Consider the following 12,662-nt stretch of genomic DNA (forward strand, 5'->3'; position numbering starts at 1 on the left):
CGGTGACCCTGGCGGACATCAACCTGCTCGGCATCGATGTCGGCTTTTCCGGCTCCCGCCCGACCACGGGTCTCGCCTGGAGCGTCGGCGGCGCGTTCGGCGCGGCGCGGACGCATACCGACTGGGAACGGAGGCGGCTGCATCTGCCGGCGGCGGCGAGCTTCCGCGTGATCGCCATCGACGGGCCGCTCGTGCCGGCGGGATCGCCGGATCGGCTGGTGCGCAGCTGCGAGCAGCTGCTGGCGCGCGGTGCCTTTCAGAGACGCTGCAAGCCGGGTTCGAGCCATTTCGGCACCGGCCTTCAACTGAAGCGGGCCGCGCTCGAAACCGCCAGCCAGATCCGGCATCTGACATCCGCGCCGATGTTCGAGACCGCCATTTTCCGCGACGCGGCGATCGTCGAGGCCTTTCCCAATGCCTTCCTGGGTGTCCTGCTGCCGGAACAGGCCTTCGCCGCGGGCCCGATCCGGCGGGGCAGGAAGTTCGACTGGATGTATGAACGCGCGGTCGAGGCCGGCCGGTTGGCCGATCTGATGGCGGCGATCGGGTGGGACGCGCCGGATCTCCTGCGACGCATCGAAACAGAAGGGGACCATGAGAGGCGGGCGGCCTTCCTGTGCCTCCTGACGGCCGCCTGCGCCGCGGCCGGAAAGGCGGAGGCCGTCGGCGACGCGGCGGGCGGGTGGATATGGCTGCCGCCCCGGGCGGTGTGGGACCCCTGGGCGCTGGCGGCCCTCGACCGGAACAGGGCCAGGGCGCTTTAGCCGCTGATCGTGGGCTGGCTCGGGCAGCAGGCCGAATGCGCCTGCCCCTTTCAGGCGAGGCCGAGATTGCGCTGGATGGCGGCGCGGAAATGCGCGTCGAGCGCGGCTTCGGCCGCCTTGGCGTCGCGGGCCCTGCAGGCGACGAGGATGTCCAGATGCTCCCGCAGCGTGCGCAGGACCACCGGCGCCGTCAGCTTGCGGTCGAGGCGAAGCAGGCGCAGATAATTGTGCATGCGCCGGTAGTTGGCATCGATCAGCGGGTTGCGCAGGCTGGCGATCACGGCGTTGTGGAACAGGCGCTCCATCTGGTCGACCTCGGCGAGATCGTCCGGCGCCAGACCCTTCTTCTCGATCCGGCCGATGAGCGCCGCGTGGCGGGCGCGGATGGCCTCGATCTCGGCCTCCTCGGCCTGCTCGGCGAACATGCGGATGGCCGCGCGCTCGACGATGGCGCGGAACTGGAAGGTGGCGCGCGTCAGTTCCAGGCCCGGACGCACGAATTCGATGCCCGAGCGCGGGTGGATCCGCAGGATCCCCTCCGCCTCCAGCAGCCGCAAGGCGTCGCGCAGCGGGGCGACGGGCACGTCCACGATCGCGCAGAGCTCGTTCTGCGATACGAAGGCGCCGGCGGGCACCCGCCGGTCGAACAGCGCCTCGAGGATACGGTCATAGGCCTCGTCGCTGAGACGACGGGCGGGCGCGGGCGCCCCACCCCGCTCACGGCCTTTCGCACGTTTCGCCACTTGCGCCGCCTTCGCTCCTGCAATACACCATACCTGCATCTGATAGATCAGTTGGTCATTTTAATCCATCAGAAAGCGATGGCCATGCCTCTTGCCTCCTTCCGCATCACCCGCTTCCAGTTCGCGCGCGATCGCGTCATCGGCGACTGCCAGGTCCGCGCCGACGAGGCGAACGTGGCGGCGCTGGAGCTGGTTTCCGACAGCGGGCAGATCGGCCTCGGCTTCATCCAGGCGCTCTTCTCGACGCTCCCCGACCAGGCGGAGATCGAGAGGATCTTCGCGGCCGAGGCCTGGCCCGGCCTGGAGGGGCAGAGGGCGATCGGGCTGGTGCATCGCGTCAACCGGCCGCGCGGCGGCAATCAGCGGGCGTTCTCGCTGCCCTTCCACGAGGCGCTCCAGGTCGCCCTGTGGGACCTCGCCGCCAAGGAGGCCGGCCTGCCGCTGCATGTCCTGCTCGGCAGCCGCCGCAGCCGGGTCAAGGCCTATGCCAGCGGCCTCGACTATCATCTGTCCGACGACGCCTTCCAGGCCCTGTTCGCCCGCGCGGCCGAGATCGGGTATCGCGCCTTCAAGATCAAGGTCGGCCATCCCGAATTCGAGCGCGATCTCCACCGCCTCGACCTGCTCAGGCAGGTCGTGCCCGCCGGTTCGCAGATCATGATCGACGCCAACGAAGGCTGGTCGTCCAAGGAAGCCCTGATGAAGATCGAGGCGATCCGCCGCGCCGGGCATGATCTCCTGTGGGTCGAGGATCCGATCCTGCGGCATGATCACGAGGGCCTGCGGACGCTCCGGCACGCGGCGCCGTGGACGCAGATCAATTCCGGCGAATATCTCGATCTGCAGGGCAAGCGCCTGCTGCTGGAGGCCAGCGCCGCCGACATGCTCAACGTCCACGGCCAGGTCTCCGACGTCATGCGCATCGGCTGGCTGGCAGCCGAGATGGGCGTGCCGGTAACCCTCGGCAACACCTTTCTGGAGATCGGCGTCCACATGGCCGTCGCGTTGCCCGAGGTCGAATGGCTGGAATATTCCTTCCAGAATTTCGGCCATCTCGTCGAGGAGCCGGTCGAGATCCGGGACGGGTATGCCTATGCGCCCGACCGACCCGGCCACGGCTTGGTGCTGAGCGAGGCGGCGCGGCGCGACTGGGCGCGGCCGGCGGTCCTGCGGCGCGACCAGCTGGGCGAGGCGCCGGCCGGCCCGATACGGACCCTAAAATGAACATCTGAGCCGCAATGCACGGCATCAGCCCCTGGGAGGAACCGATATGCAAGCCAAACTGTCCGCCCTGCTTCTCGCCGGCACGATCCTGGCAGCCGCTCCCGCCAAGGCGCAGGAGATCACTGTCTGGGACTGGAAGTCCGGCGATCCGGCCGCCGCCTCCTATTACGAAAAGGTCAAGGGCGATTTCGAGGCGGCCCATCCCGGCGTCACCGTCAATTACGTGATGCAGCCGCTCGACCAGTATTACACGCTGCTCGGCACGGCGCTGTCCTCCCATGCCGGGCCCGACCTGTTCCTCATGAATGGCGGGGCGCAGGCCAAGGCCCGCATTCCCGCGCTGCTGAGGCTCGACGACAAGGTGGCGGACCTCAGGAAGACGGTGATCGGCTGGCCGGAATTCACCGGCGCCGACGGCGGCGTCTATGCCGTGCCGCTGTCGATCCAGGGCTTCGTCGTCTACTACGACAAGAAGCTCTACCGGGATGCCGGCCTCGATCCGGACAAGCCGCCGAGGACATGGGCCGACCTCGCCCGGGTCTGCGCCGCCATCAAGGCGAAGGGCGCCGTGCCCTGCTTCTCGATGGGCAACAAGGAAGGCTACGGCGCCGAATTCTGGTTCTCGACGATGGCGGCGAACGAATGGACCGCCGGCGAGCAGCAGGATTTCGCCGCCGGCCGGCTGAAATGGTCGAGCCCGCAGGTCAAGGCCATCCTGCAGAGCTGGGTCGACGCCGGCAAGGCCGGCTGGTTCCAGGACGGGCCGAACTCGACCACCAAGTTCATGGACGAGTATGAAGGCTTCATGCGGGGCGAGGACGCCAACACCATCGGCCTCATCTCGGACGTGGCGCATTGGAAGCAGTTCGACGATTTCCTCGGCGCCGACGACGGCGTCTTCCGCATGCCCTCGCCGACCCTCGCCGCCGACAAGACGGAGGGCGATCCGATGATGCCGGTGGCGGGCGGCATCGGCTACGGCGTCAACAAGGCGTCGGTCCATGCCGATCTCGCCGTGGAACTGGCCAAGGCGCTGGCCGCGCCGGCGGCGATGCAGGTCTTCTTCACCGATACCGGGGCGATCGCCTCGAACACCGGCGTCGATACCAGCAAGGTCGACAGCCCGGCCGCCAAGGCCATCCTGGCCTGGCTGAAGACGAAAGGCGTGCCGACGGCCCATGCCAACGCGACCGCCAAGGAGCTGGAGGAATGGCACCGCCAGAGCCAGCTTCTCCTCAACGGCGAGGCCACGGTCGATGCGGCCGCCGCGCGCCTGGACGCCGTGCAGGCGGACGCGCGCAAATAGGCGCGGTCGCCGGAGGAGGAGGCAAGGGTGGGCAGCAAGGCGGAAAGACGGATCGGGCTGCTGTTCGTGCTGCCGGCCATCATGCTGGTCGGGCTGTTCCGCCTTTTTCCGCTCGCCTGGGGCTTCGTCCTGTCCTTCACCGATTCCAACGGCTTCGGCCGGTCCTCCTTCGTGGGCTTCGACAATTACGTCGCCATCGCCCATGACCCCGTCTTCCGCGACAGCATCGAGAACACGCTGATCCTGATCGCGACCCTGCCGGTCTGGGTGATGCTGCCGCTGCTGCTGGCCATCCTGATCCACCAGGGAGTGCCGGGCGGGCGGATCTTCCGCGCCGTCTATTTCTTTCCCGCGGTGCTGTCGACGGTGATCATCGGCTCGATCTTCAACGTCGTCCTGCGCTTCGACGGCAGCCTCAACGCCTTCCTGAAGGCCGTCGGCCTCGTCCCCGTCGACTGGCTCGGCAACGGCGCCACGGCGCTCGCCAGCCTGATCGCCGTGCAGTTGTGGGCGACGTTCGGCATGAGCCTGCTGATCTTCATGGCCGGCCTTTCGACGGTGTCCACGGAGCTGATCGAGGCGGCCCGGCTCGACGGCGCCAGGCCGCTGCAGATCTGGATCCACGTCATCGTGCCGGCGCTGCGGCCGATCATCGAATTCGTGGCCGTGGTCACCACCATCGGCGTGCTGACCTCGATGTTCGGCCTGATCTATGTGCTGACCGCCGGCGGCCCCGGCACGGCGACGACCCTGCCCGAATTCCTGATCTGGCTGGAGCAGGGCAAGATGAACCAGCCCGGCTATGCCGCCGCCATCTCCATGGTGCTCTTCGTCATCCTGGGCGGCCTCGCCTATGTGCAGATCCGCATCATGTCGCGCAACGCCAATCTGTGAGGGGGGACATGGCTGTCCTGGCGAAGAGGGAAAGAAGGCTGCTGTGGGTCGCGGCGGTGCCGATGGCGGTGCTGGCGCTCTCCTGCGTCTATCCGGTCTTCTTTGCCCTCAACAATGCGCTGAAGACCAACAAGGGCTATATCCTCGACCGCTTCGGTCTGGTCACCGCGCCGACCCTCGACAATTTCGTCACCGCCTGGCAGCGGGCCCGGCTGGGCGAGTATTTCGTCAATTCCGTCATCACCACCGCCGGGGCGGTGCTGCTGCTGCTGGCGGTGTCCTCGCTTGCCGGCTTCGCGCTGGCGATGCTGCGCTTTCCCTTCCGGCGCTTCTTGTTCCTGGTGATCCTCGCCTCGCTGATGATCCCGGTGCAGGTGGTGCTGGTGCCGTTCTACCGCACCATCATCGCGCTGGATCTCGTCAACACCCGCATCGGGCTGATCATCTCCTACACCGCGTTCTTCCTGCCGTTCAGCGTCTACATGATGACCGCCTTCTATTCGCGCCTGCCGCGCGAGCTGGTGGAGGCCGCGCGCATGGACGGCGCCTCGATCCTGCAGATCTGGTGGAACGTCATGCTGCCGATGGGCAAGCCGGCGCTGATCACCCTCGGCATCCTCAACACGCTCTATTGCTGGAACGACGTGCTCATCTCGCTGCTCGTCCTGCAGAAGGAGCGCACCGTCATGGTCGGCATCGCGGCGCTGCGCGGCGAATACACCACCAACGTGCCGCTGCTCACCGCCGGCATCGTGCTGGCCGCCGCGCCCATCGTCATCATCTATGTGTTTTTCCAGAGGCAGATCGTCAACGGCATCGCCGTCGGCGCCGTCAAAGGCTGAAGCGGAACCCTGACATGTCGCAAATCCGATTGGACCGTGTCGGCAAGAAATACGGCGCCGTCGAGGTCCTCCACGACATCTCGCTGACGATCGAGCGCGGCGAGTTCACCGTGTTCGTCGGTCCGTCCGGCTGCGGAAAATCGACGCTGCTGCGCAGCATAGCCGGGCTGGAGGCGATCTCCTCCGGCGACCTCCATATCGGCGGCAAGCGCATGAACGACACCGAGCCTTCGCAGCGCGGCGTCGCCATGGTCTTCCAGTCCTATGCACTCTACCCGCATATGACCGTCGCCGAGAATATGAGCTTCGGCCTGCGCATGGCCCACCGGCCCAAGGCGGAGATCGACGGCAAGGTCCGGCACGCCGCCTCCATCCTGCAGCTCGATGCCCTGCTCGACCGCAAGCCGGCGGCCCTGTCCGGCGGCCAGCGCCAGCGCGTCGCCATCGGCCGCGCCATCGTGCGCAACCCCGACGTCTTCCTGTTCGACGAGCCCCTCTCCAACCTCGATGCGGAACTGCGGGTGCAGACCCGCGTCGAGATCGCCAAGCTGCACCAGTCGCTCGGCAACACCATCGTCTACGTCACCCACGACCAGACGGAGGCGATGACGCTCGCCCAGAAGATCGTGGTGCTGCGGGCCGGCCGCGTCGAGCAGGTCGGGCCGCCGATGGCGCTCTATGACGATCCGGACAATGCCTTCGTCGCCGGCTTCATCGGCTCGCCGCGCATGAATTTCTTGACGGCGAGCGTCGGCGCCGACGGCCGCATGCTGCGCTTCGGCGGGGTCGAGGCCGAGGCGCCGCCGCTCGTCCGCGCGCTCGATCCCGGCGACAGCCTCCGGCTCGGCATCCGCCCCGAGCATCTCGACGAGGCCGCCGGCATCGCGCTGCCGGCCCGGGCCGAAGTGGTGGAGAGGCTGGGAAGCACCGCCTTCGTCCATGGCAGGCTGGCGACCGGCGAGGCGATCGTGGCGGAAAGGCGCGAGGCGGCGGCACGGCCGGGGGAGGACCTGACGCTGCGCTTCGACATGCGCAAGGCGCGGCTGTTCACCGCCGACGGCGCGCGGCTGCGCTGACGGCCTGCGCCATCGGGCGTTTCGCGAAATTCGTGTCGGCGGCGGCCCGAAACCGCCTCCAGGCCGCTCTCGAGCCTGTTTTTTCGCGCTGTTGACAAAGTCGCGCCTGTTGACAAAGCGGCCCTTTCATCGTGCCCGTCCGCTGGAGCAAAATGCGTTCAAGCAGGAGCGGTTCACCCCTTCAGCCCATTGGCATCAAAAGAATTTTGCGATTCCTGGCGATTCGATCCGATGGGAGAACGCGCTAGTCGGCGGACAGGTGGCGGCGTTGCCAATCGCTGCGCGGGATCGGCTCGCCGACGCGGAAGGCGAAGCTCACGACTTTGGTCGCGTTGGCGTCGACCTCGCAGCGATAGCTCAGGTCGTACCATTGCCCGCCGGCGCGGAATGCCTCTCCGGGGATATCGAGGACCGTGCCTTCCTTCAGCGGCAAGAGCGGCAGGACGTCGGGCGCATAGGGCGGGGAGGCGTGCAGCAGCTGCTCGCGCAGCTCGGTGAAGCAGAGCCCGCCGGCCCGCTCGCCGCGCGGCATCTGCGCCATCGCGGTCATCGCCGACAGATCGGAGGTCGCGCTTTGCGAGAACAGGGTCTTGGCTTCCCGGAGCTTGGCGGGCTTGGGCAGGACCGCGGCGTCCTGGGGCGTGGTGGCCGGCGCGTCGGGCGCCGCCGCGGGCGCCGAACCGGCCTGCGGGCTGTTGCCGTCCCGAGACAGCCGGGGCCCGGCGTCCTTGTCGCCATAGCGGAAGACGGGCTTGATCGCCCGCCGGTTCTCCTGCCGGGCCGCATCGCCGCGCGCCGGCGGCTGGCCGGCCGGAGGCGCCTTCGGCTTGTCGGCGCCGGCAGCCGGGGCCGGCGGCGGCGCCTGGGCCTGCGCTTTGGCCTCGGGCTTGGGCTTGGGCTTGGGCTCTGGCACCAGATCCACCGTGATGCCCTCCTCCTGCTGCGGCTGCGCTTCGGGCTGCCGGAACATCACCAGCGCAGCGATCGCCAGATGCACGGCGAGGGCGGCCAGCACGACTGCCCACCACCCGCGGCCATGGGCCGGCAAACCCTCGGCGTCCAGGATGCGGCCGGGCCGGCCGCCGGCAGTGCCGTCGGCGCCGAGAGGTCCGAGCACGGCGGCATCGAGCGCCTCCGCGCCGAGCACTTCCGCGTCGTCGGCCTCGCCTGGTTCGGCGTTCACCGGCAGCCCCGCAGGCACGGCTTCGGGCGAGCGACCCTCGTGGCAGCCGGGAAGAGGCTTCGGCCGGGCCGGGCGGATCGATGTCGGACCCAGGGTCGCAATCGGCGCATCCATTGTGCAGCACGATGCCCTGCGCACCTCGCGGGAACGGTCGGCTCGCCGTCGGGACCGCCGGATCTCCCGTCTGCACCGGCCGGGATCCGCATGGTCCTGATTACCAGAGGCCCGTCCGATTTCAATGCGGTAAATCCCCGCCATCCCGTGCGGCCACATCCTTTGAAACCTTGCCGATGGAGACGCGGATCTCTTCCCTGGAAGCGCGGGCGTCTCGCCCGCCCTGGAAACGCCGCGGCTCGAAGGTTGAAGCGTTGCGCTTGGGGTGGGAATCTCTCCTGGGACCGCGGACGTCCCGTCCGCCCTGGAAACGCTTCGCTCGAAGGTTGAAACGTTGCGCTTGGGGGTGGCAAGAGCGGGCGAGACGCCCGCGCTCCCAGGGAAGAACGCCGAACCGGCGGCGACAGTGCGGGTGTGTCATCCCGGACGCGATGCGGCACGTCAGTGACGCATCGCAGATCCGGGATCGCGTGCGGAAGGAACCTCATCCTGCACGCGGTCCCGTGTCTGCACCGCACCCCTGCGGGGTGCCGTGCGCACGGGATGACGGTGATGGCTCTGCGGACATACGTCTTCGTCGCCGCGCCCTGAACGGGCCGGATTGTGCAAGGGAAGATCGGGGCGACGACGGCTGGTCTGGTGTCAGCCGTGGTGCAGTGTATCGGTGGTCGTGAGGAATCGTGGCCTCGCATGTTGTGCAAGGCCGCCGTCGCCCCTGTCCCGCCGGGTTTGGCGCGCCAACAGCAACGCGCCGACGCCCGGCTTCATTCCAGTTCTCCCGTCGTTCCCGCTAGGCCTCCGGTCTCCCGAAAGCCCGGCCCGGATTGCGCCGGACGGGAGGCATCGCCGGCGCCGGAGGGCACGGTTCCCTCCCTTGCCGGCCACGCCGGACAGGCCTGCATCGTGGGCGGCTTCCGGGCCAGGGAAGCCGCTGATGAGGCAGGACCTCACCCACGGAACCGGCAGAACAGGGGCCCTGGCGGGCGGCTTATATCTTCGCCGCTGGCGCCGGCCGTGCAGCCGTTCCCGCGCTGCATCGGCCGCGGACGCTGCGGGCCGGGTTTGGCCCGGCCGCCGGCGTCCGGCAAGGCGATCCGGCCTGGAAGGCCGGCGCCTCTCCTGTCCCGCGCGGGATCTGCGGCAGGCCCGAAGGCGGCCCCGATCCCGGCAAGGGTTCCTCATCAAGCCCCGTCTGCAGGCCTTACGGCCGGACGATCGCACACCCGGCGCCACCGGAGGTCGGCGGGCCCGGCATTGCCCGCGCAAACGTCACGCGGGCAACAGGCGGTCTGCAGCGATCCCTCTTTGGCGCTCGCCCATCCCGGTTTCCAGGCCAGGGCAATATGGACAAGCGCCTCGATGCGGCCAGCGCGCCGCAGGCAAAGGCCGGGATCGGCCAGGGTGGGTGGATGCAACGGGGCCGTATCGCGAACCTTGGCCCCGCCGCGCTTCGTTCCGAGGCAAAGTAGGCCACGGGACAGGGCGGATGTCAAGATTTGTACGTGTTTTGTTCGACGGAGCAGGGGGGCTGTAAATCCGGGTGACCGTTGCGAATGGAAGACCTGTGCAGGGCAACGGAAATCAAACGCGCGGTCGGTGAATCTCCATGGCATTCAGCCTGCGGCACGAGCGCAAGGCCGGTCTTGGCGCTGAGGGCTGCCAGCGAGAAGGTGTCGAGAGGATCGCCGACGGCCAGCGTCAGGGTGGTGTCGTCGCACCGCAGCGGCACCAGGCCTGCCCCCACCAGGAAGCGGCTCGGCACGTTCGGCAGCGCAAGCGGCGTCTCCGGATAGGTATCGGCGACGGGCCATCCTAGGATCGCGGCCCATCCCTCGGCAAAATCCGCATCGGAGATCAGGCCGAGCTTGTTGAGCGCCCGGTCGAGGCGTTCGCCGCTTGCTTGCGCGGTGCCTCGGCCCCGCTCCAGGCTGTCTTCCCGAAGCGCGCCCCGCTTGAGCCAGAATTCCACGAGCCTGTCGATCGGCGACATCTCGGCCCTGTCGGAGAGCGGCTCGCGATGCGTCATGACAGAAGTCCCTTCACCTGGGCATAGGCGATCAGCAGGGTACTGCCGGCGAGGAAGGGACCGAGGGCGATCGGCCGCTTCGCAACCTGCCCCCAGGAAACCGTGGCATCGGCGAGACGGCGGCTCCCTGCCAAATCGAGAAGGATCACCAGAGCAAGGGACGAGGCCAGAAGCAACATCAGGCCGACCTGCTGGACGCCGATCAAAGCGCCACATCCGGCCGCGAGCTTGACGTCACCGAAGCCGAGCCCGGGGAAACCGCGCACGCGCCGGAACAGCGAGGCCGTGATCCACAGGATCGAACAAGCGAGCACCATGCCGGCGATCCGCAGGTCAGGCTCAGGAGGTGCGAAGACCGCCGTCAGCAGTAGAAAGGGCAATGTCAGGAAATCGGGAAGGCGATACACGGCACCGTCATAGACGCCCATGATCAGCAATAGGAGAGCCGCCGACACCAGAATATTCATGTGTCTCTCCAAACACCGACGATCGCCAGACTGCGTCCGCTGCAGCCAGGGAACCAGGCCAGACGCGCGTGACGAACTGAATAATTTTCCGACTGGCCCGTCGGCATATATTGGCTGCCGCACTCGGACTGCGGCCTATCGGGCCATCGATCGGCACATCTGTGATCGCGTCAGACGCTTCCTCGCCAAGCGGCACAAGGAAGGTGGACGAGGAACGCGGCCCTTCCCCTGGAGAGAAATCTTCGGGACACTCGGGGTCAGGTAACTCACCACGACGCCGAAGGCAACCGCCGTGAGCCTGCAATGAAGTCTGTTGGAAAGCCGGATGCGGGAAATCCGCACGTCCGGTTTGATGAGCGGGGAAGGGAAACGGGGCGTTGCCGAACGGCCCAAGCTACCGCGCCCTTCCTCGACTCTACAATTCGGATTTTTTAATTTAACAAATTAAATTTTATATCTTTTGTATATATTTCTCAAGAGAAATGTATTCGTCTTCATTTAGCATAAATTTCCCAGAGATAAGAAATTTTCCGACAATTGATTGAGCGTTTAAAATTAGTATTTCTCTTTGAAAAGAAATTTCTTCGTCCTCTCCATTTTCTGGGTCTGTCAAAAAAACGGAGATGCTGTTAGAGGACGAGGTCGAAGATGGACGTATGGAAATTGAATCATCCAAAACGAGTTCGGTTGACTCGAAACAACCATCTATCATGTAAAAATCCTCTATCAATGTAGTTAATCCAATTGAACAGTCGGAATAATATCGCTTCGAATTGGAATTAAAATAAAAACTAAATAGACGGCCCCAATCATAATAACTGGTCAGTTTATACAAGAAAAATATCCCCTCCTCTCCTGGTATTATCTTTGAACTAAGGATGGATGTGCGAAACCACTCTCTATTCGACGCGGAAAGTTTCGATATTTCCTGGAGAGTAAACACGTCTGGTGTCTCCACTAATTGGCGCCACTATTATCGGGATTGCTTTTCGAATTTCCATTTGAATCAGGCGATGAATCTTTTGACGAATCATATTTACGATCGGGAATAACGAATAACGGTGACAGTGCATTTTAGAATAACGGTAACAGTGCATTTTATTCACCCATCATGCGAGTTTGAAAATAACATGCACTGTCACCGTTATTCGGAATCTAGAGCTTATCATCTAAAATATCGATTAATTTCGAGTCGAACCAAATGTCTTCGTACCCATCGGCGATCAAGAAACGCCAACCAGGTGGCAATCCAAGATAAGGAAGAACTGCCGGGTATATTTCTGATAGATGCGCAACATGCACGGGTTGAAAGAAATCATCGGCATCTGATAGTATTTCGCCTGCCCAGATATACCAACCGGTTGTGTCACCTTGAGGCGGATGGCGCAGTCCATTAAGTGGCTGAAGGCCAGTTCTCGCGTTAGAGGCGATCCCTACCTTCAGCCATTCTGAAACTGGGACAAACGGGACGCCCATCTTTGTACATAGTGCCTGCTGCTTTAAGCTGTCCACGGGCTCAAATTCCTCTATATCAACGTCAGTAGTTTTTGTATTTATTCCCCTGGACCGATCCTGTTAAATTGAGTCTCAAGACAGCCTCCCAGTTACAACCCGCCGTCACTACGCTTGGCGATGCTAACCGTGCCAGGAGCGGGTCTCGTTGTGGTCGAGACCAAGCTCGTTCTTGGCGGTCTCGAAGCGGATCCGTTCAATACCCAAATGATCGTGTACTGCATTCATGTCACTTTGATCCATTGCGCTGTCACCGGAATTTAGCAACGAGACGCTTAATGCCATTCAGCTCACGTACATTCCATATAGTCAATCGCCAATCATATCTCTCGTGACAATCCAATACCTAATTTCTACTCGCCGAGTCTATATCCATGAACAATATAATTTGTGCACTGTCACCGGAATTGGCTGTCACCGGAATTGGACGCCAAAGCGTGAGGCGCCCATGGAAGGCAAGGACAGGGGACGAATAAAGTGCGGTGCCACCGTTATTCGCGCTATTCGGAAA

General features: G+C 64.7%; 11 protein-coding genes. 6 read left to right on the forward strand and 5 right to left on the reverse strand.

Annotated elements, in window-relative coordinates:
• Positions 1-2: 2 nt before the first annotated feature.
• Positions 3-764 carry a DUF429 domain-containing protein gene (locus J3R73_RS02370; protein WP_307422042.1) on the forward strand — a complete coding sequence of 254 codons (762 nt, stop codon included), beginning with the start codon at positions 3-5 and terminating at the stop codon, positions 762-764.
• Between the two features lie 50 nt (positions 765-814).
• Here the strand turns inward: J3R73_RS02370 and J3R73_RS02375 are convergent, their stop codons facing one another.
• Positions 815-1,507, reverse strand: a complete 693-nt coding sequence (locus J3R73_RS02375) for a GntR family transcriptional regulator (RefSeq protein WP_307422044.1) — start codon at positions 1,505-1,507, stop codon at positions 815-817.
• An 84-nt stretch (positions 1,508-1,591) separates the two neighbouring features.
• On the opposite strand from J3R73_RS02375, the gene J3R73_RS02380 reads away from it, so the two are divergent.
• The 5 genes from J3R73_RS02380 to J3R73_RS02400 are packed head-to-tail and all read left to right on the forward strand — an operon-like array spanning position 1,592 to position 6,849.
• Entirely contained in the window at positions 1,592-2,731 is a 1,140-nt protein-coding gene (locus tag J3R73_RS02380) for a mandelate racemase/muconate lactonizing enzyme family protein (protein ID WP_370880063.1), read from the forward strand.
• Positions 2,732-2,777: 46 nt separating this feature from the next.
• Positions 2,778-4,037: an ABC transporter substrate-binding protein gene (locus J3R73_RS02385; RefSeq protein ID WP_307422048.1), complete on the forward strand. Its 1,260-nt coding sequence runs from the start codon at positions 2,778-2,780 to the stop codon at positions 4,035-4,037.
• A 27-nt stretch (positions 4,038-4,064) separates the two neighbouring features.
• A complete protein-coding gene (locus tag J3R73_RS02390) occupies positions 4,065-4,931 on the forward strand; it encodes a carbohydrate ABC transporter permease (protein ID WP_307422049.1) in 867 nt (288 codons plus the stop codon).
• Between the two features lie 8 nt (positions 4,932-4,939).
• Positions 4,940-5,773, forward strand: a complete 834-nt coding sequence (locus J3R73_RS02395) for a carbohydrate ABC transporter permease (RefSeq protein ID WP_307422051.1) — start codon at positions 4,940-4,942, stop codon at positions 5,771-5,773.
• Between the two features lie 14 nt (positions 5,774-5,787).
• Positions 5,788-6,849 (forward strand): ABC transporter ATP-binding protein, encoded by a 1,062-nt coding sequence (locus J3R73_RS02400; protein WP_307422053.1) that lies wholly within the window; start codon positions 5,788-5,790, stop codon positions 6,847-6,849.
• Positions 6,850-7,093: 244 nt separating this feature from the next.
• Here the strand turns inward: J3R73_RS02400 and J3R73_RS02405 are convergent, their stop codons facing one another.
• The 4 genes from J3R73_RS02405 to J3R73_RS02420 all read right to left on the reverse strand — a co-directional run bounded on the left by J3R73_RS02405 (position 7,094) and on the right by J3R73_RS02420 (position 12,151).
• Positions 7,094-8,032: a DUF930 domain-containing protein gene (locus J3R73_RS02405; RefSeq protein ID WP_307422054.1), complete on the reverse strand. Its 939-nt coding sequence runs from the start codon at positions 8,030-8,032 to the stop codon at positions 7,094-7,096.
• 1,603 nt (positions 8,033-9,635) lie between these two features.
• Entirely contained in the window at positions 9,636-10,172 is a 537-nt protein-coding gene (locus J3R73_RS02410) for a GspE/PulE/PilB domain-containing protein (protein ID WP_307422055.1), read from the reverse strand.
• On the reverse strand, positions 10,169-10,639 hold the full coding sequence (locus tag J3R73_RS02415; RefSeq protein WP_307422056.1) for a prepilin peptidase: 471 nt from the start codon (positions 10,637-10,639) through the stop codon (positions 10,169-10,171). Before J3R73_RS02415 ends, J3R73_RS02410 begins: the two co-directional genes overlap by 4 nt.
• Before the next feature lie 1,155 nt (positions 10,640-11,794).
• Complete coding sequence (locus J3R73_RS02420) at positions 11,795-12,151, reverse strand: immunity protein Imm33 domain-containing protein (protein ID WP_370879834.1); 357 nt, start codon at positions 12,149-12,151, stop codon at positions 11,795-11,797.
• Positions 12,152-12,662 lie beyond the last annotated feature (511 nt).

Source organism: Labrys monachus (genome assembly GCF_030814655.1).
Classification (GTDB): domain Bacteria; phylum Pseudomonadota; class Alphaproteobacteria; order Rhizobiales; family Labraceae; genus Labrys; species Labrys monacha.

Bases quoted from the DNA above. Each gene is read 5' to 3' on its own strand.
- J3R73_RS02400 (WP_307422053.1), top strand. From the start codon at position 5,788: ATGTCGCAAATCCGATTGGACCGTGTCGGCAAGAAATACGGCGCCGTC.
- J3R73_RS02410 (WP_307422055.1), bottom strand. From the start codon at position 10,172: ATGACGCATCGCGAGCCGCTCTCCGACAGGGCCGAGATGTCGCCGATC.
- J3R73_RS02380 (WP_370880063.1), top strand. From the start codon at position 1,592: ATGCCTCTTGCCTCCTTCCGCATCACCCGCTTCCAGTTCGCGCGCGAT.
- J3R73_RS02415 (WP_307422056.1), bottom strand. From the start codon at position 10,639: ATGAATATTCTGGTGTCGGCGGCTCTCCTATTGCTGATCATGGGCGTC.
- J3R73_RS02395 (WP_307422051.1), top strand. From the start codon at position 4,940: ATGGCTGTCCTGGCGAAGAGGGAAAGAAGGCTGCTGTGGGTCGCGGCG.
- J3R73_RS02385 (WP_307422048.1), top strand. From the start codon at position 2,778: ATGCAAGCCAAACTGTCCGCCCTGCTTCTCGCCGGCACGATCCTGGCA.